Source organism: Catenovulum sp. SX2, from assembly GCF_052056295.1.
Classification (GTDB): Bacteria; Pseudomonadota; Gammaproteobacteria; order Enterobacterales; family Alteromonadaceae; genus Catenovulum.
The window spans coordinates 3,878,148-3,900,417 of record NZ_CP182493.1; the positions used below are offsets into that span (position 1 = coordinate 3,878,148).

General features: G+C 40.5%; 17 protein-coding genes, 2 tRNA genes, 1 rRNA gene and 2 pseudogenes. 16 read left to right on the forward strand and 6 right to left on the reverse strand.

Annotation, left to right across the window (positions count from 1 at the left end; all coding sequences use genetic code 11):
- Nucleotides 1-2: 2 nt before the first annotated feature.
- The gene (locus ACMZOO_RS16395) at nucleotides 3-959 is read right to left on the reverse strand and encodes an AAA family ATPase (protein ID WP_440904377.1); all 957 of its coding nucleotides are present in this window, start codon (nucleotides 957-959) and stop codon (nucleotides 3-5) included.
- Nucleotides 960-1,094: 135 nt separating this feature from the next.
- Here ACMZOO_RS16395 and ACMZOO_RS16400 point away from each other — a divergent pair, with 135 nt between their 5' ends.
- Nucleotides 1,095-1,601, forward strand: coding sequence for a DNA-deoxyinosine glycosylase (locus tag ACMZOO_RS16400; RefSeq protein WP_440904378.1), 507 nt, complete (start codon nucleotides 1,095-1,097; stop codon nucleotides 1,599-1,601).
- A gap of 14 nt (nucleotides 1,602-1,615) precedes the next feature.
- Here ACMZOO_RS16400 and ACMZOO_RS16405 read toward each other — a convergent pair whose 3' ends face one another.
- The 3 genes and pseudogenes from ACMZOO_RS16405 to folX all read right to left on the reverse strand — a co-directional run bounded on the left by ACMZOO_RS16405 (nucleotide 1,616) and on the right by folX (nucleotide 3,435).
- Nucleotides 1,616-1,882 (reverse strand): helix-turn-helix transcriptional regulator, encoded by a 267-nt coding sequence (locus tag ACMZOO_RS16405; protein WP_440904379.1) that lies wholly within the window; start codon nucleotides 1,880-1,882, stop codon nucleotides 1,616-1,618.
- Between the two features lie 214 nt (nucleotides 1,883-2,096).
- Nucleotides 2,097-3,009: pseudogene (locus ACMZOO_RS16410) on the reverse strand (TIGR01777 family oxidoreductase).
- 57 nt (nucleotides 3,010-3,066) lie between these two features.
- Complete coding sequence (gene folX, locus ACMZOO_RS16415) at nucleotides 3,067-3,435, reverse strand: dihydroneopterin triphosphate 2'-epimerase (RefSeq protein WP_016957273.1); 369 nt, start codon at nucleotides 3,433-3,435, stop codon at nucleotides 3,067-3,069.
- Between the two features lie 80 nt (nucleotides 3,436-3,515).
- Between folX and ACMZOO_RS16420 the strand changes: the two genes are divergently transcribed.
- Nucleotides 3,516-4,598 carry an AI-2E family transporter gene (locus ACMZOO_RS16420; RefSeq protein WP_440904380.1) on the forward strand — a complete coding sequence of 361 codons (1,083 nt, stop codon included), beginning with the start codon at nucleotides 3,516-3,518 and terminating at the stop codon, nucleotides 4,596-4,598.
- Between the two features lie 111 nt (nucleotides 4,599-4,709).
- A complete protein-coding gene (locus tag ACMZOO_RS16425; RefSeq protein ID WP_440904381.1) occupies nucleotides 4,710-5,810 on the forward strand; it encodes a Fic family protein in 1,101 nt (366 codons plus the stop codon).
- 245 nt (nucleotides 5,811-6,055) lie between these two features.
- Here ACMZOO_RS16425 and ACMZOO_RS16430 read toward each other — a convergent pair whose 3' ends face one another.
- Nucleotides 6,056-9,574 carry an AAA domain-containing protein gene (locus ACMZOO_RS16430; protein ID WP_440904382.1) on the reverse strand — a complete coding sequence of 1,173 codons (3,519 nt, stop codon included), beginning with the start codon at nucleotides 9,572-9,574 and terminating at the stop codon, nucleotides 6,056-6,058.
- Nucleotides 9,575-10,137: 563 nt separating this feature from the next.
- On the opposite strand from ACMZOO_RS16430, the gene ACMZOO_RS16435 reads away from it, so the two are divergent.
- The 6 genes and pseudogenes from ACMZOO_RS16435 (at nucleotide 10,138) to ACMZOO_RS16460 (ending at nucleotide 13,221) form a co-directional block, all read left to right on the forward strand.
- A complete protein-coding gene (locus ACMZOO_RS16435; protein ID WP_440904383.1) occupies nucleotides 10,138-10,425 on the forward strand; it encodes a hypothetical protein in 288 nt (95 codons plus the stop codon).
- A 7-nt stretch (nucleotides 10,426-10,432) separates the two neighbouring features.
- Nucleotides 10,433-10,732 carry a HigA family addiction module antitoxin gene (locus ACMZOO_RS16440; RefSeq protein ID WP_016957280.1) on the forward strand — a complete coding sequence of 100 codons (300 nt, stop codon included), beginning with the start codon at nucleotides 10,433-10,435 and terminating at the stop codon, nucleotides 10,730-10,732.
- 156 nt (nucleotides 10,733-10,888) lie between these two features.
- The gene (locus tag ACMZOO_RS16445) at nucleotides 10,889-11,341 is read left to right on the forward strand and encodes a helix-turn-helix domain-containing protein (RefSeq protein WP_440904384.1); all 453 of its coding nucleotides are present in this window, start codon (nucleotides 10,889-10,891) and stop codon (nucleotides 11,339-11,341) included.
- Nucleotides 11,341-11,469 carry a hypothetical protein gene (locus ACMZOO_RS16450; RefSeq protein WP_440904385.1) on the forward strand — a complete coding sequence of 43 codons (129 nt, stop codon included), beginning with the start codon at nucleotides 11,341-11,343 and terminating at the stop codon, nucleotides 11,467-11,469. Before ACMZOO_RS16445 ends, ACMZOO_RS16450 begins: the two co-directional genes overlap by 1 nt.
- Nucleotides 11,463-11,699 (forward strand): annotated as a pseudogene (locus ACMZOO_RS16455) (DUF4172 domain-containing protein); the annotation flags it as partial. The gene ACMZOO_RS16450 and the pseudogene ACMZOO_RS16455, both read left to right, overlap by 7 nt.
- 103 nt (nucleotides 11,700-11,802) lie before the next feature.
- Nucleotides 11,803-13,221, forward strand: coding sequence for a hypothetical protein (locus ACMZOO_RS16460; protein WP_440904386.1), 1,419 nt, complete (start codon nucleotides 11,803-11,805; stop codon nucleotides 13,219-13,221).
- Between the two features lie 422 nt (nucleotides 13,222-13,643).
- Here ACMZOO_RS16460 and ACMZOO_RS16465 read toward each other — a convergent pair whose 3' ends face one another.
- Nucleotides 13,644-14,402 carry an outer membrane protein assembly factor BamD gene (locus ACMZOO_RS16465; protein WP_016957281.1) on the reverse strand — a complete coding sequence of 253 codons (759 nt, stop codon included), beginning with the start codon at nucleotides 14,400-14,402 and terminating at the stop codon, nucleotides 13,644-13,646.
- 105 nt (nucleotides 14,403-14,507) lie between these two features.
- On the opposite strand from ACMZOO_RS16465, the gene rluD reads away from it, so the two are divergent.
- From rluD to ACMZOO_RS16500, 7 genes are all read left to right on the forward strand, one after another.
- On the forward strand, nucleotides 14,508-15,482 hold the full coding sequence (gene rluD / locus ACMZOO_RS16470; protein WP_440904387.1) for a 23S rRNA pseudouridine(1911/1915/1917) synthase RluD: 975 nt from the start codon (nucleotides 14,508-14,510) through the stop codon (nucleotides 15,480-15,482).
- On the forward strand, nucleotides 15,475-16,227 hold the full coding sequence (gene pgeF, locus ACMZOO_RS16475) for a peptidoglycan editing factor PgeF (RefSeq protein ID WP_440904388.1): 753 nt from the start codon (nucleotides 15,475-15,477) through the stop codon (nucleotides 16,225-16,227). Before rluD ends, pgeF begins: the two co-directional genes overlap by 8 nt.
- A gap of 106 nt (nucleotides 16,228-16,333) precedes the next feature.
- On the forward strand, nucleotides 16,334-18,913 hold the full coding sequence (clpB, locus tag ACMZOO_RS16480) for an ATP-dependent chaperone ClpB (protein WP_440904389.1): 2,580 nt from the start codon (nucleotides 16,334-16,336) through the stop codon (nucleotides 18,911-18,913).
- Nucleotides 18,914-18,956: 43 nt separating this feature from the next.
- Nucleotides 18,957-19,820, forward strand: coding sequence for a CDP-diacylglycerol--serine O-phosphatidyltransferase (gene pssA, locus ACMZOO_RS16485; protein ID WP_440904390.1), 864 nt, complete (start codon nucleotides 18,957-18,959; stop codon nucleotides 19,818-19,820).
- 477 nt (nucleotides 19,821-20,297) lie between these two features.
- Nucleotides 20,298-21,825 (forward strand): 16S ribosomal RNA (locus tag ACMZOO_RS16490).
- A gap of 101 nt (nucleotides 21,826-21,926) precedes the next feature.
- Nucleotides 21,927-22,003 (forward strand) — tRNA-Ile (locus ACMZOO_RS16495).
- A 129-nt stretch (nucleotides 22,004-22,132) separates the two neighbouring features.
- Nucleotides 22,133-22,208, forward strand: a tRNA-Ala gene (locus ACMZOO_RS16500).
- The last annotated feature ends 62 nt before the right edge of the window (nucleotides 22,209-22,270 follow it).

Genomic DNA, 22,270 nt, shown 5'->3' on the forward strand with positions numbered 1-22,270 from the left:
AATTACGCAACAGCGACAAGTTGTAAAATTTTATCTAATACGTCGTTGGCTTTAACACCATCGGCTTCTGCTTCGTAAGTTAATACCAAACGATGACGCAACACATTATGAAATACAGCTTGTACATCTTCTGGTGTTACAAAATCACGACCGGCTAACCAAGCTTTGGCGCGGGCGCATCTATCTAATGAAATGGTCGCACGTGGTGAAGCACCAAAACCTATCCAACTGGCTAACTGAGCATCGTATTTTGCTGGCTGACGTGTCGCTACAATTAAATCAACAATATATTGTTCAATTGCATCAGCCATATGAATGCTTAATACAGCTTCACGTGCGCCAAAAATATCTTGCTGTGACAACTTGTCAGTTAAGCTAACTGATTTGCTTAAAGCTTCACCTCGGGTTAAACGCAAAATTTGTTGTTCAACTTCGGCACCTGGGTAATCAATTTCTAAATGCATTAAAAAGCGATCAAGCTGAGCTTCTGGTAACGGATATGTGCCTTCTTGCTCAAGCGGGTTTTGTGTTGCCATAACTAAAAATAAATCGGGCAGGGCGTAGGTTTTTTTGCCCACAGTAATTTGTTGTTCTGCCATTGCCTCTAATAAAGCTGATTGCACTTTAGCTGGCGCACGGTTTATTTCATCGGCCAAAACTAAGTTATGGAACAAAGGCCCAGGCTGAAATTCAAATGAACCATTTTCAGGACGATAAATATCTGTACCTGTTAAGTCAGCTGGTAATAAATCTGGAGTAAATTGCACACGATGAAAATCGCCATCTACACCTTTAGCTAAGGCATTAATTGCGCGGGTTTTTGCTAAACCCGGCGGCCCTTCAACCAACAGGTGACCATTGGCTAACAATGCAATTAACATGCTTTCGGTCAATTCTGGTTGACCTATTACTTGAGTGTCTAAATAGTTTTTTAGCTGGTTAAATTGTTCTGCCGGCATAATCTTATTCTTATCTGTTAGTTAATCTGTACCCGAGCACGTCAGACTCGGCTCTGTACAAAAAGTTCAATGCAGTATTTATAGGGATAAAAATGTATAATTCAATGGTTTAAATAGACAAACATGGTGAATTGCTTGTTAACAGGTTTAACCGCACAAATTAGCGCAAATTGCACAGGTATTGTACTTGGCTCTATGCCGGGGCAGGTATCATTAGAAAACGTGCAATATTACGCGCACCCACGCAACGCATTTTGGCCGATAATGCGCAGCTATTTCGAATTTAATGCTGATAACAGCTACCAACAAAATGTTATTGAATTAAATAATAGTGGTATTGCATTGTGGGACGTTATCGCCCATTGCCAACGCCAAGGCAGTTTAGATTCAGCAATAGTCACCAGTAGCATTCAAACCAATCCGTTTGAGCAGTTATTTGCTGAATACAACACAATTAAACATGTGTTTTTAAATGGGCAAAAAGCCATTAGTTTATTTGAAAAGAAAGTGCTTACAAAACTGGCTGGGGTAGAGGGATTACAGATATACAAGCTGCCATCAACTAGCCCAGCATATGCTGCAATGAAGTATCAAGATAAAGAAAAAGTTTGGCACCAAGCATTAGCTGATGCCAACTTTTAAATATTTAATTGGTTTTAGTCGATTAGGGCGCTAGGTTTGCCAACAGACACCAAGTTTTTAATTAAACGTTGGAACTCGTCGTTAGCTTTGTGCTCAGGTGAGCGTTGCCAGCATACTTGCATCATAGCTAAAAACTGACTCACATTTGGCTCACTTTTGCCTACTACCCAATTGTGATAAGTTGCTCGTGATACTTTGGCTGCTTGATATAAATCTTTTTGAGCCAAACCAACAGCTTTACGGGCTGCTTCAATTTGTTTACCGCTAAAAAATTTGTCCATAATATCCAACTACTACTCTTATTAAAATTTGGATTTCTACCGCAGAAAAACTGTTAAACTATGTCCTTCAGTTGTTCTTGGTATAACTTAAACCACCTATAAAAAACAAATTTATATTTGGTTGTAAGCTCCTATCTGTGACTTTATATCATGTAAAATAAGGGGATTAAAGCCGTTAATTATATTTTTGTAACTGATAGGAGCAGTTTAAGGCTCAACTGTTCACGCATTTAGACAAAGCTGATTCTAAACTGTCATATTGAAAAGAAAAACCTTGGTCAGTTAAATATTTAGGATACACAGCTTGACCTGTCAAGATTAGATCTGACATTTCGCCCAAAATGGTTTGCAATACAAAACTTGGTGTACGGAAAATGCACGGCCGGTGTAAAACCTTTGCTAAGGTTTGGCTAAAGGTTTGATTAGAAACAGCATTCGGTGAAGTTAAATTTACAGCACCTTGGCAATGCGGATGTTCAATTAAAAACTTAATCGCATTGATATGATCGTCAATATAAATCCACGACATCATTTGCTTACCACTGCCCATTGGCCCGCCTAAACCTAATTTGAACGGCAATAACATTTTTGCCAGCGCGCCTTTTACTTAAAACTATGCCAGTGCGAATAACACAAACGCGCGTATTGCTATTGCAACTCAGCGCTATATCTTCCCACTTTTTACATACTTCATAAGTAAATTCTGGATGAACTTGATAGTTGTTTTCGTCTACTTGTTCGTTATCGGCTTGTCTGCCGTAATAACCAATGGCCGAGCCAGATATAAACACCTGTGGTTTGTGTTCAGTTTGGTTAATTAAGTCAACCAGTTGTTGAGTTATCTGCCAGCGGCTTTGGCAAATTTTTACTTTTTGTGAATCGCTCCATCTTTTATCAGCAATCGGCTCGCCTGCAAGGTTAACCACAATATCAAAATTAAACTCATGGGCGGCGGGCAAGTGTGAAAGCAAATCAACTTCGGCAGGTAGTAATTTTTGAGCTTTGCTGGGGCTGCGGGTCAACACGCTAATATGGTAGTTTGAGTTGTTAGCTTTAGCATCAGCTAACAAACTGCTAATTAATGCACGACCAATTAAACCTGTACCGCCAGTTATCAAAACATTCATAACAGACACCTTAGCTAATGGTTAACCCTGATTTTTGGGTATGAGTAAGAGTATAGACTACTTCTCGCAGCTTAATGTTAACGAAACCGAGTCAGCAAACCTTAAAGCATAAGGTTTATCAATTTCTACTTCAGCGTATTTTACCCAAGCATGTTCGCTGGCAATTTCTAACACGTCAGAAGTTAATTTCTCTAATAAATAAAAGCGGTTGTTTTCAACATGCTGAATAATTTTTTTGGTAATGCTGCGGTAGTTAAGTGCATCGTCCATATTGTCACTTTGGCTAGCTTGTTCAGCGCTATATTGAATTTTGGCGTTTACCACAACATCTTGTTTGTTTTGAATTTCTTCGTCTTTAATGCCAATAAAAGTTCTAAGCCTTAAATTTTTAATTTTAATAGTGGCAAGATGCGGCTGGTTGCTCATTTGTTTTCCTTGATTTATTCGTCAATTATTTTCAATATGTGCACAATATAACGAATTCTACTAAAGAATGGATCATCTATATGTCTGTTACCCATCATCCTGTTTTTCGCGTTTTTATTGTGCTGGCGTCACTTGTAGTGATATTGGCAGGTGTTAAAGCGTCGCAACAACTGCTTGTGCCTTTTATTTTATCTATCTTTATTGCCATTGTATGTCAGCCATTAATAACAATGTTGCAAGGTATAAAAGTACCCAAGTGGGCAGGGGTCACGATTGTGGTGGCGCTTATTATTACTTTGGGTTTTTCACTCGCCAGTTTAGTTGGCCAGTCAATTAACGACTTTAGTAAAGACCTACCCCTATATAAAAACAAACTACAAGGCGAACTGTTTTGGTTAACTGAAAAACTAGCGTCAGTAAATATTCATTTAAACAAAGAACAAATTGCCGAACATTTTGACCCAGGCGCAGCTATGTCGTTAGCCACCAATATGTTATCGGGTTTAGGTAATACACTTGCAAATGTATTTTTAATTTTATTAACCACAGTATTTATGTTGTTTGAAGCCGACACAGCACATAAAAAACTCTATTTAATGTGGGACGAACCAGCCAAACAAATTAAAAAAATTGATGAGTTTTTGAAGTCGGTTAATAACTACTTAGCCATAAAAACTGTGGTCAGCATAGGCACAGGTTTATTGGCCGGAACTTTGTGTTGGATTATCGGCGTCGACTATTTTGTGCTGTGGGGCGTACTAGCATTTTTGTTTAACTATATTCCAAATATAGGTTCAATAATTGCCGCAATACCGGCTGTGTTATTAGCTTTGGTGCAAATAAGCCCAAGCGCCGCTTTAGGTTTAGCCATAGGTTATGTGGTTATAAATACGGTAATGGGCAATGTGGTAGAGCCAAAATACATGGGCAAAGGTTTAGGCCTTTCCACCTTAGTGGTGTTTTTAAGCTTAATATTTTGGGGCTGGTTATTAGGCACAGTTGGTATGCTGCTTTCTGTCCCCCTAACTATGGTTGTTAAAATTGCCGCCGACTCATCTGAATCCGCCCACTGGTTAGCTGTGCTGCTGTCAAACCAAACTGAAGTTGAAGAAGAAGCCGAATCGCACCAGATATTTGATACGGAAGAAGAAGCTGAAAAGTAGTTTTTACTAGCGTGATTTATTATTTGAATCATTTTGTGAGTTGAATAAAAGTGTTATTCGGCTCATAATGTGATTCAATTAAGGCGTTTATTTGAATCACGCGAGGTTAATATGTGGCTTTGGCAACGAGAAACTTGGCCTAACTTTAGTTGGGATAAACAAGTAATCAACCCTATATTACGCCAAGTCCGCCTTAACCAAGGTGTATTGTTGGGTAAAGTTGGCGCACAAACTGCTGACCAAAACCAAACAATGCTGGATACCTTGCTGGCAAATATAGTTCATTCCAGTGCGATAGAAGGTGAAAAACTTAATGCCTTTTCGGTGCGCTCGTCACTTGCGAATAAACTCGGTTTAAGCGAAGAAAAACCTTTTCCAACCACAGAACAAACCGATGGTTTAGCCGACATAATGTTAGACGCGGTGCAAAACCTCGACGAGCCATTAACCTTAGCGCGCATTTTAGACTGGCATAAAAAGCTATTTCCAGCAGGTTACACATTATTTAACCCTATAGTTGCAGGCCAACTAAGAGGTGATGCGCCTATGCAAGTAGTGTCGGGCAGAATAGACAAACCACAAGTGCACTTTGAAGCGCCAATCAGGCAAATATTAGAAGCTGAACTCGACGCTTTTATAAACTGGTTTAACCAAAGCAACACCGACAGCGAATTAGACCCCTTGCTACGCGCGGCAATAACCCATTTGTGGTTTGTAACTTTGCACCCGTTGGATGATGGCAATGGCAGAATAACCCGATTATTAACAGATTTAGCACTGGCGCAAGCTGAACAACAATCGGTACGATTTTACGCAATGTCGGTTGCCATATTGGCTGACCGCAAAGGTTATTACCAAATATTAGAACAAACACAAAAAAGTAATTTAAACATAACCAACTGGTTAGTTTGGTTTTTACAAACGCTAGATAAAACCTTTGCAGGTGTAATGGCCGAAGTTGATAAAACCGTATTTAAAACAAATTACTGGCGACGAATAGACCAAACAAAACTCACCAGCGAACAAGTAAAAGTATTAAACCGTATGTTAGATGGCGATTTTGACCAAGGCATAAACACCAGTCAATACCAAAAAGTAACCAAAGTAAGTAGACCAACCGCCACAAGGCATTTAGCCGCACTGGTTGAAAATGGATGTTTAGTTAAGTCAGGTGCTGGGGGCAGGAGTACAAGATATTTGTTGGTAGGGTGAGTGGTTTGGGGGCTGGTTAGAGCAGAGAGCAGGCGGTCTGACAAAATCATTTCTGCCCCATTATCATTTGCGTTCATAAAATCGTTTGCTCTCCTAGCTCCAAATTTCTCCAATAAAATTCATCTAAAAGGCAGCAACTTAATTAGTAATTGCTAATTAAAAGTGAATAATTAGCAATTAACTGTCTGAGGGTATACTGAAAATGATTTTGTGGCACTTCGGGATAAAAGAGTGACACTTTGTGTCTACGTCACGGGCTGTTTGTTTGTGCAAGTGCCTCGACTATTTAAGAAGTCTCGTTGAGTTTTGATCTCCTTCTCTAACTCACCGACATAGATTAAGGATGTCTCAATATTGGTGTATTTTCCACTTCTGCTTGCACTAAACCAATTGAATGACCCCACGGCCATATACCGATCATCAGCAAAAACGCTTTTACTATGAACACCATTTATCACATTAATAACGATACCAAGTTGTTCCAGGGTCGCGCAGCAATGCTGAAAGGCTTTTACTTTATTGGTATCAGGGTGATTTTCGACCGTGGTATTGAAATGTCTGTCGGTGTGTATGGTTATCTGGACACCTTTTTGCAGTGCTGTTTTTAGTAGTGCTAACTGCCCAGTTGATTGCAGTTTGTCTAGCAGTAACCAAGGCGAGACGATATCTATTTTTCGTTGTACTTCACTCAGCAGTTTTGATAAGAACGCATCGTGCTCTTCGGCATTGGTTAGCAGTTTCGGATGCCCACATATTTGTAATAAATCGGGGCGTTGACCAACACTAAACTCTAGCTTATTTCGCTCATCAGTGAAGAGATACTTGGCGAGTAATCCCCGTGGAGAAGATGATGGTGCAGCGTCAATGATATCCAAATCACCAAACACCAAGAATGCATCTTTGGCTCTAGAGACAGCGACGTTGAGCATTGACGGATCCATATCGATAAACCCACCATCGTTGTGTCTGGTGTACACCTGAGAAAAAATAATGATTTTGCGTTCAGCACCTTGAAGAGAGTGAACGGTGCCAACGGTTAGTTGCTCATCCCCTTTGCCTGCTTTGATATCGAATTCATCACACGCGGCCTTGATCTGATTCACTTGAGCTGAAAATGGAGTAATGATACCCACACACTTGGCCAGTGGCTCGCCGTAGTAATTCTCTATTTCACCCTTGTTGGCATGTAACCATGCAGCGATAGTTTCTGCTTCTAACTTATTGCATCGGCTTCCGCTAAATGATTCCGCGATACCGTCGACGTGCAAATGACTGAAAGGAGAGTAGAGACTATCTTCGGTCGCTTGTCCTCGCTTGGGGATCAGGATACCTTGATAGCAAAGGTCATTGCAGTATGAGATTAGTTCATCGTAGCAGCGTCTATGTTCTTGCAAAAACATTCCAGGTTCAGCTTCCGGCATATAATGAAAGCGACTTGCTTGTTGGGCTACATGCATAACACTGCCAGTCACTACACTTCGGCCTTTCTCTTGAATGACTGTGTATTCATGATCTGAACTGATAACTTTATGCTGCTTTAAATTACCCCGGTCAATTGATGAGCATACATTTCTAATCGGCGGGATTTGGTAAATATCACCAATCACCAATGCTTTTTTGGCTAGTGAGAACGAGGCTGCGGCAACTTCTGGAGCTACTTGGCCTGCTTCATCAACGATCAAAAGGTCGATTTCATTGAGCAGATAGTCAGTTTCAAATTCATTATTCCCAACGTGAGACTGGTAAGTCATATGAGAAGGCAGAGAATGGAACGTTGATACAATGCAAGGAGTGAGCATCATTCGGCGTTGCCAGCGAGGACGAACTGTTTTCAAACCTGTTTTCCGGGCCTGCTTATTCAGCTCTTGGCCCAAATCTCGGCAACTTAGCAGCCAGCATGCTTCCCAGTAATGGACAGCTAACCGGAACATTCGAAAACGGGTCGTGATATCTAAAACCGAATCGATGTCGGTCAGTTGTGGGACAGTTTGCTCTGGAGAGTCTTCAGTAAAGTCATGGATAGCTTCAAGCCAATTCAGTCGTGATTGCTCAAACTCTTGATACTGCTCTAAGCAAGATTGATGACGGTTTTTTTGATCATCAAAATCTTCTTTTTTACTAGAAAATACTTGCTTTAGTAGGCTCTCAAACCGGTCTGATGACAGGTTCTCAATTTGCTCTTCATCGTGCTCAATTAAACTTAACATGAAACTCCTGCGCTGGAGTTCAAGTTTATTTTTGATTGGCGGTAACCACTTAAACAAAGTTAACCATATAGATTCATTGCCGAGGTAGCTTCGCCAAGCAGTTAAGTGTTTTTTGGCGTTATCTTTTAATGCTTGTGCATTGGAAAGGGCTTGTTGTTGATTTGTCAATGTTTGTTGAGGATTATCTCCCAGCCGAGAATGGATGTCATTCAGTTGGCGGTTGTAGTGATGCCAATTGTTTTGGATGTGATCTAACTGGTTTTTATGTTGGTGCAATTCGGCAAGGAGACACGCTTTAACTTGAGTTACATCAGAAAAATTCTGTCGTGGAAACGCCTGTTTTGCTCTTTCCAAAAAATGCGCTTGGGCTTGATCGAGAAAATCCAACTGTTCGACTTTTTCATAAAAATGATTAGTTTGATAACTTTTGGCAGCTTCCAATGCTCCATACGCCGATGGTAGGTAGCCACCATAGCTAAAAATGTCGGGTAACCATCGGCCCGATAGTTCATCGTCGCCTTCATCGAAGTCTTTACCAAAAGCATCAATTATGTTGGTGACTGCTTGGTTATTAGTCGATGCCGCAATGATTAGCGGTGGCTGACTCTCTTTTAGCGCAGATTCAATCCACAGTGACGCGACTACAGATAAAACAAATGTTGTTTTCCCTGTTCCAGGAGGACCATTTACTGCAAGAATATCGCCTTCTTGCATGGCTAATGTATGAGCCAAGGCATCGCATTGTGCTTTAGCTAGCGGGAATTGACTATTTGAGTGGCCCAAGCGCGAATTCACTGTCTTAGACACATCAATACATTCATCGTGGTTTATTACCGTTTTTGCCGCGTAACTATCAAGCAGAGGCAAGGTTGTGCTTGAATTACTCAGGTTATCGTACAGTTTTAAAATATGCTTTGAAGCTCCCAAGCACTCGCTGATTTTGTTGACCAAGCCTCCACTTTCAATGTTTTCGTAGAACTGCTCGATTCGGTTTCTATCGCAGTAATCGGCAAATAGTTTTTGGGTGAGCCCGTAGTAGTTGTGCCACTCATTTTGATGGTTCTGATACTGTTCTTCTTGTTTAAATTGGGCTGGAATACTTTCAGCAGACTGCGCTGGAATTTCATTTCTCGTCAGGAATACATCGAGCTTATCGACGTCAGCGATAGTAAAAGTGTCATGTCCTTGAGGAGCAAGTAAATCACGAGGTATGAATGGCGTGGTGTGAGGAAATAGCAACCCTTCACGATTAACCCATAAAGTGCAGACAATCGGTGTCAGTACTCCAGGCATATTACCGCTGTAATCTTTGCCATGGAATTTCCGAAGATAATAGGTAACCGGTCGATGATGAATTTCTACAGCGTTAAGGGTATCTGGTTCATTACGAAACAGATCTTCTAGCAATGTAGAATCAGGTTTAAGCTTACCTTCTTTGAATTCGTCGGTTGTAGCTCGCGCGTAATTCTTCAGATCTTGCTTTTTTAACGCACCTTTCGCGCTATCAGCATCGGCAAGAGAATTACGCCAATAGTGAATCCAGCCTTGATTATTCATACCCTGTCCTTTAATTTTTAGTCGAATATTATATTACCAATAGAGTGTTTTTTGTAAGAACTTTGATCAAGTTCTTACTCGGTAACTGAGCCATGCTGATGGACAATTTTGAAATTGTATTAGTGGCTTCTGGAAGGTATCGCAAACATTGCACTGGTAAAATCCAAATAGTTGCTGCGTGAGTAGTACGCGAGGTACACCCTTGTCTGTACTGAACAACTAAATCAGGAAACTTTCGCATTTATATTCATCTTAGACTTGTGTAATTTAATAAACCGCAATAAAAAACTAATGTGTTTAGAGTTCTTTTCAGTTGCAGACCTAACCCATTTCGGTCCAAAAACGTGTTTACCCGTCTAACTGCCTGCTTTCGCGCAAAGCCGCTCTTAGATCATTTACGTTGATTCATTTTGGGGTAAAACGAGTTATAGCTGCGGAACCAGCCATTTTGCACAAGGCTCTAATTTGCTATCCAAATTTATTACATTTAACAAAATCGTTATTGATATTACATTTTTATTTTTGTATTGTGTGAGCATACACTATACAAAGGGTTGTAGATTTTGATTGTTAGCTTTAAATCAAATGTTTTAGAGAGGTTATGGACGACGGGTGATATTTCGCTATTACCGAGTATTTATGTTTATGAAGTAATTGAAGTGTTAGATTTGTTAGATTCGTCAACTTGTATTACTGACCTAGAATTACTCGGTGGTTTCAAGATTGACGAGTACGAACCAGAAAATTGGGCGGTTACCATTACAGTTAATAGTGTAGAGCCAGTTGGCAGTGTTACCTGTTTGTATCGCCACGGTGACGCTTACAATGTTAATTTAAACGAGTTTAATTAGGTGACATATGAGCATAGTTAGAAGCAATAAATTACCAGCTCAGCATCCTGGAGCTATTTTTAAAAAGCGTATTTTAGATAGGCACAAGATTACAATTGTTCAAGCCGCTAAGTTGATGCATGTTAACCGACCTCATTTGAATAATTTTGTAAATGGCAAAGTGTCAGTGACAGCGCCGTTAGCATATAAGTTAGAGCGATCTACCGGTATTAATGCTGCATTTTGGCTGAGTCTGCAGACCAAGTATGATTTGTATGTAAACAGTAATTTAGAAGTGGAAGCAGAGCCGCTTTATGCTTTTGGCTGAGATTAAAATGTATTCTTAACAGAAATACTGTTAGTTAAAGTCTTGATTTAGGCTTTCGCACAGTTGTTTCGAATATTTCAAATATTGACTTCTTTCGAATATTTCGGATAATTAAACAGGTACCGAAATTTATAACTTAGGTTAGCGAGAGTAACTATGAGCATAGCTACAACATTACCAAGTGCTGAAGAAATTGCATTGGCTAGGCTTGGTAGCCAAGAGCTTTCCGCCGTGATGGAAACAAATGGAGAAGCTCAAACAATAAACATAGTTGATAAAAGTGGTAAAGCTCACGAGGTAACTATTCCAGCGAGTGCGCTTAGTTTAATGATTGAAGTGTTAACTCAGCTAGGGCAGGGAAACTCAGTGAGTATCACACCAATTCATGCTGAACTTACAACGCAAGAAGCAGCTGATTTACTTAATATTTCTCGTCCAACATTTATCAAGTTATTAGATTCTGGAGTTGTTCCTTTCACTCGGACTGGTAATCGTCGTAAAGTCGCTTTTGCTGATGTAATGGCTTATAAGAAAAATCTTGAAGAACAAAGTCTTGCTGCGCTTGATGAATTAACTGCATTAGATCAAGAAATGGATATGGGATATTAATGGCATCATACACAGTTATTTTAGATGCGTGTGTTATGTATCCTGCGCCACTGCGCAGTTACTTGCTGTATTTAGCCACCACAGGGTTATTTAGAGCAAGGTGGACTAATAAAATTCATGACGAATAGACCAAACAAAACTCACCAGCGAAGAAGTTAAAGTATTAAACTGCATGTTAGATGGTGATTTTGACCAAGGCATAAACACCAGCCAATACCAAAAAGTAACAAAAGTAATTAGACCAACGGCAACAAGGCATTTAGCTGCACTGGTTGAAAATGGATGTTTAGTTAAGTCAGGTGCTGGAGGCAGGAGTACTAGGTATTTGTTAGTGGGGGATTTTGATGGAGTGGTGTGAATTAATTTTTAACCTTGAACGATAGCTACCTTTGACGGTTGCCGGATGGGTAGAAGCAGCTATGCAATTAATATTTCAATTTAAGAACTTTCTCTGTTGAAAATTGCATAAACAAGTAAAATATGAAACCAATCATAGTCGGCACGGATGGTTAGGTATAGAAGTGAGGAAAATAAGACACAAAATAGGCGTTTTTGTATTAAACGCGATATATAGACTTGAGTTATGGGCAATTAAGCACCTTACAAATAAATCAGATGTATTTAGATATGTGGCTATTTCTCATGCCCGTATCATTGCCAGTCAGCTCTTCGATAGCAATACTGTGAGCGAAAACATTAATTTAGCTATTGCTGCTATTTACAAGCTTTCAAACGTCGAAGCATCAGGTATAGACGATAAGACCGATTTCGAACAAGTTCAGGAACTTACGCACACATTAGAAACCAATAAAAATGTGCAAAATTTACTTGCAGAATATCATTTGGCTATCTCTTATGCTTTTTCAAAAGCCTCCTTAACAGACACAACACAAATCTCAGACGAACATACCGCCAAAGCAAAGTTATTTAACGCAGATATCGAGCCCTTTGAGACAAAGTCATTTGATAAACGGTTAAATGAAGTGAAGACTGAAAGGAAAGTACTACAGAAAAAACTTAATCAGATACTTAAAAATAAAATAGCAAAAGTAAAAGAAGAGCAGATCGGTAAAATCTCTTTAACGCCATCCGATGTAACAATTTTACTTAGTATGTTTTCAACGCTTTTTTTAATCAGTGGGTATTATTACAATCATAGTTTGCTAAGCGAGCTCAATGTTAACAGTGACCATTTTTATTTATTATCTGACTATATTTCTACAAGTGTAAGTCTAATTGTTACCCCTTTTATATGGACAGCTATATTTGTCGTCTTCTTTTTATTAGGTGCAAGTAATCAATTAGACAATAGAATAAAGGAAAATCAGCTAAAGCTTCAAATTAACGACAAGCCTCCAGTTTCCTTTCCCTTGTTGATCATACTTATAAATATCATGGAATTGATTTCTTTATTCCAAGACCACTCGGGTAGAAATTACACGGTTCTTGCCATGAATGGGTTAATCGTTTCACTCTATTTTATAGAGAAGATCCCTTTTCATTACTTCAAGCATCCAATAAAAATTTTTAGTTGCGTTTTTGTCTGCATTGGCTTTTTCTGGAATTTGAACACTAAAGTTGACTCTGAAATCCAGAAGATTAAATCAGATGACTATCAGCCTATGTATTTAGTAGAGTTTGATGAAAAAATGGTTTTGGGAGAGTCGATGGAATTCATTGCTCTAAATTCAAATTATATAATAATGAGGGGCACTGATTCTAAAAGAATTGAAATTTATCCCAAATCGCATATTAATAAATTGATGCCGAATCCAGTCCAAGGTTATGAACTAAATTTTTTTGAATGGATGTTTAAATTTATCGAACTAAATCAAGAGCTATATGAAGTTATTGCAAATGGACACAAAGAAAAGAATTAGGAATCCGGCTTATATAGCTCAGTCTATAAAGTAATGGTTGTCGGAACCTCACAGAGGGGAGAGGTTTGTTTCACCCAACTATTAAAGAAAAGTTTTATAGCCTCGTACGGCAATCATTCATCAGAAAAAATGTAAAATTGGTTGGGCTTTAAGCGGGTTTTGATGCTGGTAGCTTTAGGTGTACGATTATAGATTAGACTGATTTTCAGCTCTGTCGATAACTTACATATTCTTTAATCGTCTATTCCCAAATTATCCAGCGTAGTAATGGAAACTTACCTTAGGCTGTTGGATGATGAATTGTTTGCTTTAGAGCAAAATGGGTATTTTAAAATAGCGGAGCTATCAGCCGAAGAAAAAAAAGCCAGATTCAATCCCCAATCAAATCTGGCTTATTTCATACTTTAAACGCTAATACTAGCTTAGTTAACCATTGGGTTATCAGGGTAGTTTAGCTTCAATACTTGGTAGGTATTGTTGTACAAATCGGTTAATTTAAGCTGGTGGTAGCTTTCTAACATCATTTCTAATGCTTTTTCTACTTGTTGGGTGTCGCCTAAATTTTCCAATACATATTGTGCGCGGTTTGCTGCTGCTACGTAGCTGCCGCGTTTCATGTAGTATTGCGCTACGGCCAATTCACTTTTTGCTATAAAGTCTTTTATAAAAATCATGCGTTGGCGCGCGTCTTTAGCGTATTTGCTGTGCGGGTATTGGTTAATTATAGTGTTAAAGTCGTTAAACGCTTCTCTGTGTTCGGTAATGTCGCGGTCAAATCGCTCTATGCCCACCATTTCTTGCAAGGCATTTTGTGCCGCTTTGGTGTTGGTTAAACCGCGCATGTAGTACACATAGTCGATATCTGTGTGGGTTGGGTTTAATTTTAAAAAGCGGTCTATCGACGCTAAAGCTTGCGCTGTATTGTCAGTTTTGTAGTACGAGTATATTAGGTCTAGCTGAATTTGGTGCGAATATGGGCCAAAAGGGAAGCTTGCATCAAGTGCTGATAAAATTTCTGCCGCTCTTACATAATTACCTTGAAGTAATAAATCTTTTGCTTCGTTGTATTGAGCTTCTACTGCAGATTGCTCTGCAACTACTATTTCATCTGGGGTGTTTGAACATCCAGCAAGTACATTTAGCGCCAAAGCACCCACAATTAGGCTATGTTTCAAGTTCAACCTGAACTCCCTCTTATTTTAAATGGTAATTTAATCTGTATAATAATCTGCCCATTCTAACCTAGGGCAAGCCAAGTTGCACAGATTTATCATTCAGAGCGCGATATGACAGAAAAAATTACATTAACTGGTACGCTACCCCAAACCGCAATTGGTAGCCGTTTAGATCAAGCAATTTCAGAATTGTTCCCTGAATATTCTCGATCTCGTTTAAAAGAATGGTTATTAGCTGGCCATATTACTGTGGATGGTGTGGTTGCAACTAAACCGCGCGAAAAGGTTTTAGGCGGCGAACTTATTGAAATTGAAGCCGAAATTAAAGCTGAAGTTGAAGCGCCGGCACAAGATATTGAGCTAGATATTGTTTACGAAGACGACGATATTTTAGTGATAAATAAACCGGCTAATTTGGTTGTGCACCCAGGTGCGGGCAACCCAAAAGGCACAATTTTAAATGCGTTGCTGCATCATTACCCACAAATTGAGCAAGTGCCACGCGCGGGTATTGTGCATCGTTTAGATAAAGACACTACAGGTTTAATGGTTGTTGCGAAAAATTTACCTGCACAAACTTCATTGGTTGCTCAATTGCAAGACAAAACGGTAACGCGTGAATACGAAGCTATTGTAAATGGCACTATGACAGCGGGTGGTGTGGCGGATTACCCAATTGGTCGTCATCCAACTAAACGTACTATTCAAGCTGTAGTGCACGACGGTAAACCAGCGGTTACGCATTATCGTGTTGCTGAAAAATATCGCGCGCATACACGTTTGCGTTTGCGGTTAGAAACTGGCCGTACTCACCAAATTCGTGTGCATATGTCGCATTTAAAACATCCTTTGGTGGGTGATTATGCATACGGCGGTAAAGTTCGCCCACCAAAAGGTGCGGTTGAAGGTTTAATTGAAGCGTTACGTGGTTTTCGTCGTCAAGCTTTGCATGCTGCAATTTTGGAGTTGGAACACCCAGCAACAGGTGAGTGGATGCAGTTTGAAGCACCAGTACCAGAAGATATGACCACCATTGCTGCTATTTTGCGTGAAGACACTAAATTAAACGGTTTGGATAATGACTAATTCAAACCGTTGTTTTGAGCCCAATTGGCCTGCACCTGCCAAGGTTAAGGCCATGCAAACAACACGTTTAAATGGTTTAAGCACAGCGCCTTATTCCTGTTTTAATTTAGCCATGCATGTAGCAGATGACGCCGCTGTGGTTGAGCAAAACCGCCAATTGTTAGATATTGAACATCCTATTGTTTGGCTTGAGCAGGTGCATGGTAATAATTGTGTCGATTTATCTAAATTAGATAATTTTAATACTGTGCCAGTGGCCGATGCCTCTATCACTCATAAACCTAAACAAGTATGTGTGGTAATGACGGCAGATTGTTTACCTGTTTTATTAACTGACAAAAACGCAAACTTTGTTGCGGCAGTGCATTGTGGTTGGCGTGGCTTGCAGCAGCAGTTGTTAACCCAAGTTATTCAGTCGGCCATAGCTAAAAATGCGATTGTAGCGAGTGATATTTTAGTTTGGTTTGGCCCGGCAATTGGTAAAGATGCTTTTGAAGTTGGCACTGAGGTTAAACAAGCTTTTGTTGACGTGGATGAAAGTTACGCGCAGGCTTTTAAACCTTCGTCTAATCAAACTAAGTTTTTGGCGGATATTTTTAAGTTAGCCAGTATTGAGTTAAATAAACTTAACGTTACTGAAATTTATTCTGATTTTGAATGCACTGTTACCAATAGCGATAAATATTTTAGTTATCGCAAAGAAGGGGTGACTGGTCGGCAAGCAAGTTTGATCTGGATCGATTAGTTTGCGCTAGATCATATTTTATCTTTAGTTGCTCTTGAATTATTTTTTCCTGATACCCATTTTCTAGTTATACAAAATATCAGCCAAACAGGTAAATGGGGTTGTTATGCGACTAGATAAATTGACCAGCCAATTTCAAATTGCAATTTCTGATGCTCAGTCTTTAGCGCTTGGGCGCGATCATCAATTTATTGAACCTATTCATTTAATGTACTCGCTGCTTAATCAAGACAGCGGTTCTGTTCGCAGCATTTTAAATTTAGCCGGTGTTAACGTTACTGGTTTGAGATCACAACTAGCTGAAGCATTAGACAGGCTTGCCAAAGTTGAAGGAGCAGATGCCGAAGTTCAGCTTTCGCGCTCTCTTATCAATATTCTTAATTTATCTGACAAGCTTGCACAAAAACGCAAAGACAAATTTATTTCATCGGAAATATTTCTACTTGCTGCAATTGAAGATAAAGGCGAGTTAGGTGGTATTTTACGTCGTTTAGGTGCTAGCCAACAAAGTTTAGAAAAAGCCATTGAGCAAATTCGTGGTGGGCAAAATGTTGACGATCCAAATGCGGAAGAAAAACGCCAAGCGTTAGAAAAATTCACATTAGATTTAACTGCCAGAGCTGAGCAAGGCAAGTTAGACCCTGTAATTGGCCGTGATGAAGAAATTCGCCGCACTATTCAAGTATTACAACGCCGTACTAAAAATAACCCTGTGTTAATTGGTGAGCCGGGTGTAGGTAAAACTGCTATTGCTGAAGGGTTAGCTCAACGCATTATTAATGGTGAAGTGCCAGAGGGCTTAAAAGACAAACGTGTATTGTCGTTAGATATGGGCTCTTTAGTTGCGGGTGCTAAATACCGTGGTGAGTTTGAAGAGCGTTTAAAAGCTGTGTTAAACGAGCTTGCCAAAGAAGAAGGCCGAGTCATTCTATTTATTGATGAATTACACACTATGGTTGGTGCAGGTAAAGGTGAAGGCGCAATGGACGCTGGCAATATGCTTAAACCTGCACTTGCTCGTGGTGAACTCCATTGTGTTGGCGCAACCACTTTAGATGAATATCGCCAATTTATTGAAAAAGATGCAGCACTTGAGCGTCGTTTCCAAAAAGTATTAGTTGAACAACCAACAGTCGATGACACTATTGCAATTTTACGTGGTTTAAAAGAGCGCTACGAGTTGCATCACTCAGTAGAAATTACCGATCCAGCAATTGTTGCGGCAGCATCTTTGTCGCATAGATATATTGCAGATCGCCAATTGCCTGATAAAGCCATCGACTTAATTGACGAAGCAGCTTCTAGCATTCGTATGCAAATCGATTCTAAACCAGAAGAGTTAGATAGATTAGAGCGCCGTACTATTCAATTAAAATTGGAAAAGCAGGCGTTATCAAAAGAGCGTGACGATGCAAGTAAAAAGCGTTTGCAGTTGCTTGAACAAGAAATTCACGAGAATGAACGCAAATTTGCTGACTTAGAAGAAATTTGGAATGCTGAAAAAGCGGCATTGCAAGGTGCGCAAAATATTAAAACTGCGCTTGAACAAGCAAGGTTAGATTTAGATATTGCTCGCCGTGCGGGTGACTTAAACCGTATGTCTGAATTGCAGTACGGTAAAATTCCAGCGTTAGAGCGTCAACTCGATTTAGCTGTACAAGCTGAAATGCAAGATATGAGTTTGCTTAAACACAGAGTAACAGATGCCGAAATTGCCGAAGTCTTGTCGCGTTGGACAGGTATTCCAGTTGCTAAAATGCTTGAAGGTGAACGTGATAAATTGTTGCGTATGGAAGATGAATTACACAAACGTGTAGTTGGCCAGCACGAAGCTGTTGCTTCTGTGGCAAATGCAATTCGTCGTTCACGCGCTGGTTTGTCTGATCCAAATCGTCCAATCGGTTCGTTTTTATTCTTAGGCCCAACAGGCGTGGGTAAAACTGAATTGTGTAAAGCCTTGGCGAACTTTTTATTTGATACTGAAGCCTCTATGGTGCGTATCGACATGTCTGAGTTTATGGAAAAACATGCGGTGTCACGTTTACTTGGTGCGCCTCCTGGATATGTTGGTTACGAAGAGGGCGGTTATTTAACTGAGGCAGTGCGACGCAAACCTTATTCAGTTATTTTGTTGGATGAAGTTGAAAAAGCGCACCCTGATGTATTTAACATTTTATTGCAGTTGTTGGATGACGGCCGTTTAACCGATGGACAAGGGCGCACGGTCGACTTTAAAAATACTGTTGTGATTATGACGTCGAATTTAGGTTCGGATGTTATTCAAGAGCAATTTAAGAATGCTAGTTTTGAAGATATGCGCAGTGCAGTGATGGAAATTGTTGGTACACACTTTAGACCTGAGTTTATTAATCGTATTGATGAAACTGTTGTGTTCCACCCTTTACAAGCTGAACATATTAAAAATATTGCCAAAATCCAGTTATCTAGTTTAAAAGCTAGATTAGAGCAAAAAGGTTATGGCTTTAAAATTAGTGAACGTGCGTTGGATAAACTTGCTGCAGTGGGATTTGATCCTGTATTTGGCGCAAGGCCACTTAAACGCGCAATTCAACAACAAATTGAGAATCCGTTAGCGCAAGATTTGCTCTCTGGCAAACTCCCTTTGGAAAAAACCATTGTTGTTGATGAAAAAGATGATAAATTAGTATTCATTTCAAAATCATAAAATATAGCCTGCCTCAGCGCAGGCTTTTATCTCTAGAGAAAATATGTCTGACAATAGCGAAACTGTGCACAATCACAGAAAAGGAATTTATCTTCTTCCTAACTTATTAACCACTGGCGGTTTGTTTTCCGGTTTTTATGCAGTTATTGCATCTATGAATAACCAGTTTGAAAGTGCGGCAGTGGCCATTTTTATTGCAATGATTTTTGATGCGCTCGACGGACGTGTCGCTCGTATGACCAATACGCAAAGTCCATTTGGTGCTGAATACGACAGTATGGCCGACATGGTGTCGTTTGGTATTGCGCCTGCATTAGTTGCGTATAACTGGGCGTTACACGATTTAGGTAAAATAGGTTGGTTGGCTGCGTTTATTTATACCGCGGGTGCCGCGCTGCGTTTAGCTCGCTTTAATACAACTGTTGATACTGCCGATAAACGTTACTTTAAAGGTTTAGCCAGCCCAGCTGCTGCGGCAATTGTTGCTGGTATGGTTTGGTTGGGCGCTGAGTATGATTTAGATAGAGGGTCATTTGGCTTTTTAGCAACTGTGATCACCATCTTAACTGGCTTATTAATGGTGAGCAACTTTAGATACTCTTCATTTAAAGAAGTTAACTGGAAATCAAGCGTACCATTTATTGGTATTTTGTTAGTGGTACTTGTATTTGTAGTAGTAGCAACTGAACCAGCTTTAGTATTGTTTACTTTGTTTTCTTTATACGCTTTGTCTGGACCAATCATTACCTACCGCAGCGTTAAAGAATTAAAAGCACGAGATGTAGTTGAGAAAGATCCTGAAGAATTAGATTCTTCAGTTGAACAAACTTCTAATGAAGTAAGCGACGGCGAGCAAACAGAAATAGAGACAACCGACATAGATAAAAAAGAGCAGTCTGATAAATAAACTTACTCGGATAACATCGAACAAATAAAAAAGCGGCTTAATTGCCGCTTTTTTGTTCTTTATGCATGCAAAAACTTAGCTTTTGTTTGAAAAATAACCGAACGAATCTAAAAACGATAAAAACTTCAAAAAACGTATTGACGGCAATTCTTTTCTCCCTATAATGCGCCACCACAACGCAGCGACGCGGTGAAGTTCAACTCCTCCAAATCCTGCTAGCTTGAATCAAAAACTTGTTTTTAAAACTTTCTCGAAAAGCTTAAAAATAAAGGGTTGACAAGCGGAATGAGAAGCGTAGAATGCGCGCCTCACTTAACGAGTTAAACATAAGTTGCTCGCTAAAATGTTCTTTAAAAATTAGTAACCTTATTTATCTGTGTGGGCACTCGCATAGTTTGAATAGACAAAAAATTATTCAATCTATCAGAAGTGACATACTTGTTAATTCAGTAAGATTGAGACAAAGATTAAAACTTTTTTATGAAGAGTTTGATCATGGCTCAGATTGAACGCTGGCGGCAGGCCTAACACATGCAAGTCGAGCGGTAACATATCTAGCTTGCTAGATGATGACGAGCGGCGGACGGGTGAGTAATGCTTGGGGATCTGCCTTGTTGTGGGGGATAACCATTGGAAACGATGGCTAATACCGCATAATACCTACGGGTTAAAGAGGGCTTAGGCTCTTGCGACGAGATGAACCCAAGTGAGATTAGCTAGTTGGTGAGGTAATGGCTCACCAAGGCGACGATCTCTAGCTGGTTTGAGAGGATGATCAGCCACACTGGGACTGAGACACGGCCCAGACTCCTACGGGAGGCAGCAGTGGGGAATATTGCACAATGGGCGCAAGCCTGATGCAGCCATGCCGCGTGTGTGAAGAAGGCCTTCGGGTTGTAAAGCACTTTCAGTTGTGAGGAAAGGGTAGTAGTTAATACCTGCTATCTGTGACGTTAACAACAGAAGAAGCACCGGCTAACTCCGTGCCAGCAGCCGCGGTAATACGGAGGGTGCAAGCGTTAATCGGAATTACTGGGCGTAAAGCGCACGTAGGTGGATAGATAAGCTGGGTGTGAAAAACCGGGGCTCAACCTCGGCCGTGCATTCAGAACTGTCTGTCTAGAGTAAGGGAGAGGGGGGTAGAATTCCAGGTGTAGCGGTGAAATGCGTAGAGATCTGGAGGAATACCGGTGGCGAAGGCGGCCCCCTGGCCCATTACTGACACTGAGGTGCGAAAGCGTGGGTAGCGAACAGGATTAGATACCCTGGTAGTCCACGCCGTAAACGATGTCTACTTGCTGTTTGTGCATTTAATGCGTGAGTAGCGAAGCTAACGCGCTAAGTAGACCGCCTGGGGAGTACGGCCGCAAGGTTAAAACTCAAATGAATTGACGGGGGCCCGCACAAGCGGTGGAGCATGTGGTTTAATTCGATGCAACGCGAAGAACCTTACCATCCCTTGACATCCAGAGAATTTTCTAGAGATAGAATTGTGCCTTCGGGAACTCTGAGACAGGTGCTGCATGGCTGTCGTCAGCTCGTGTTGTGAAATGTTGGGTTAAGTCCCGCAACGAGCGCAACCCTTATCCTTAGTTGCCAGCATTAAGTTGGGGACTCTAAGGAGACTGCCGGTGATAAACCGGAGGAAGGTGGGGACGACGTCAAGTCATCATGGCCCTTACGGGATGGGCTACACACGTGCTACAATGGACAGTACAGAGGGCAGCTAACTTGCGAGAGTACGCGAATCCCTTAAAGCTGTTCGTAGTCCGGATTGGAGTCTGCAACTCGACTCCATGAAGTCGGAATCGCTAGTAATCGCAGATCAGAATGCTGCGGTGAATACGTTCCCGGGCCTTGTACACACCGCCCGTCACACCATGGGAGTGGGCTGCAAAAGAAGTAGGTAGCTTAACATTGGGCGCTTACCACTTTGTGGTTCATGACTGGGGTGAAGTCGTAACAAGGTAGCCCTAGGGGAACCTGGGGCTGGATCACCTCCTTAATGATGCTATTAAACGTGCTGAGTGTTCACACAGATAAATAAATTGGTTACTAAAGGTTAAAGACTTCAAAAAGTCGTTACAGGCTGAAGTTTGAAAGAATAGGTCTGTAGCTCAGCTGGTTAGAGCGCACCCCTGATAAGGGTGAGGTCGGCAGTTCAAGTCTGCCCAGACCTACCAAATTTAGCACTATGCTGCGTTATTTTGATATTCGTTTAGCGAACTAAACTTTATATCAAAATGCCTTGCCTAGCACTAAATTAAACAGAAAAACTCACAGCGAACGATGAAAGAAAAGTACCAGAAAATGGGGCTATAGCTCAGCTGGGAGAGCGCCTGCCTTGCACGCAGGAGGTCAGCAGTTCGATCCTGCTTAGCTCCACCACTTTCTAAAACTTAACACGAAGTCGAAATCAAATCCAAGTAAGTTTACTTTATGATAAACAA

Coding starts and splice junctions, on each gene's coding strand:
- ACMZOO_RS16395 (WP_440904377.1), bottom strand. CDS start 959: ATGCCGGCAGAACAATTTAACCAGCTAAAAAACTATTTAGACACTCAA.
- ACMZOO_RS16405 (WP_440904379.1), bottom strand. CDS start 1,882: ATGGACAAATTTTTTAGCGGTAAACAAATTGAAGCAGCCCGTAAAGCT.
- folX (WP_016957273.1), bottom strand. CDS start 3,435: ATGAGCAACCAGCCGCATCTTGCCACTATTAAAATTAAAAATTTAAGG.
- ACMZOO_RS16420 (WP_440904380.1), top strand. CDS start 3,516: ATGTCTGTTACCCATCATCCTGTTTTTCGCGTTTTTATTGTGCTGGCG.
- ACMZOO_RS16425 (WP_440904381.1), top strand. CDS start 4,710: ATGTGGCTTTGGCAACGAGAAACTTGGCCTAACTTTAGTTGGGATAAA.
- ACMZOO_RS16430 (WP_440904382.1), bottom strand. CDS start 9,574: ATGAATAATCAAGGCTGGATTCACTATTGGCGTAATTCTCTTGCCGAT.
- ACMZOO_RS16440 (WP_016957280.1), top strand. CDS start 10,433: ATGAGCATAGTTAGAAGCAATAAATTACCAGCTCAGCATCCTGGAGCT.
- ACMZOO_RS16445 (WP_440904384.1), top strand. CDS start 10,889: ATGAGCATAGCTACAACATTACCAAGTGCTGAAGAAATTGCATTGGCT.
- ACMZOO_RS16450 (WP_440904385.1), top strand. CDS start 11,341: ATGGCATCATACACAGTTATTTTAGATGCGTGTGTTATGTATCCTGCG.
- rluD (WP_440904387.1), top strand. CDS start 14,508: ATGACAGAAAAAATTACATTAACTGGTACGCTACCCCAAACCGCAATT.
- pgeF (WP_440904388.1), top strand. CDS start 15,475: ATGACTAATTCAAACCGTTGTTTTGAGCCCAATTGGCCTGCACCTGCC.
- clpB (WP_440904389.1), top strand. CDS start 16,334: ATGCGACTAGATAAATTGACCAGCCAATTTCAAATTGCAATTTCTGAT.
- pssA (WP_440904390.1), top strand. CDS start 18,957: ATGTCTGACAATAGCGAAACTGTGCACAATCACAGAAAAGGAATTTAT.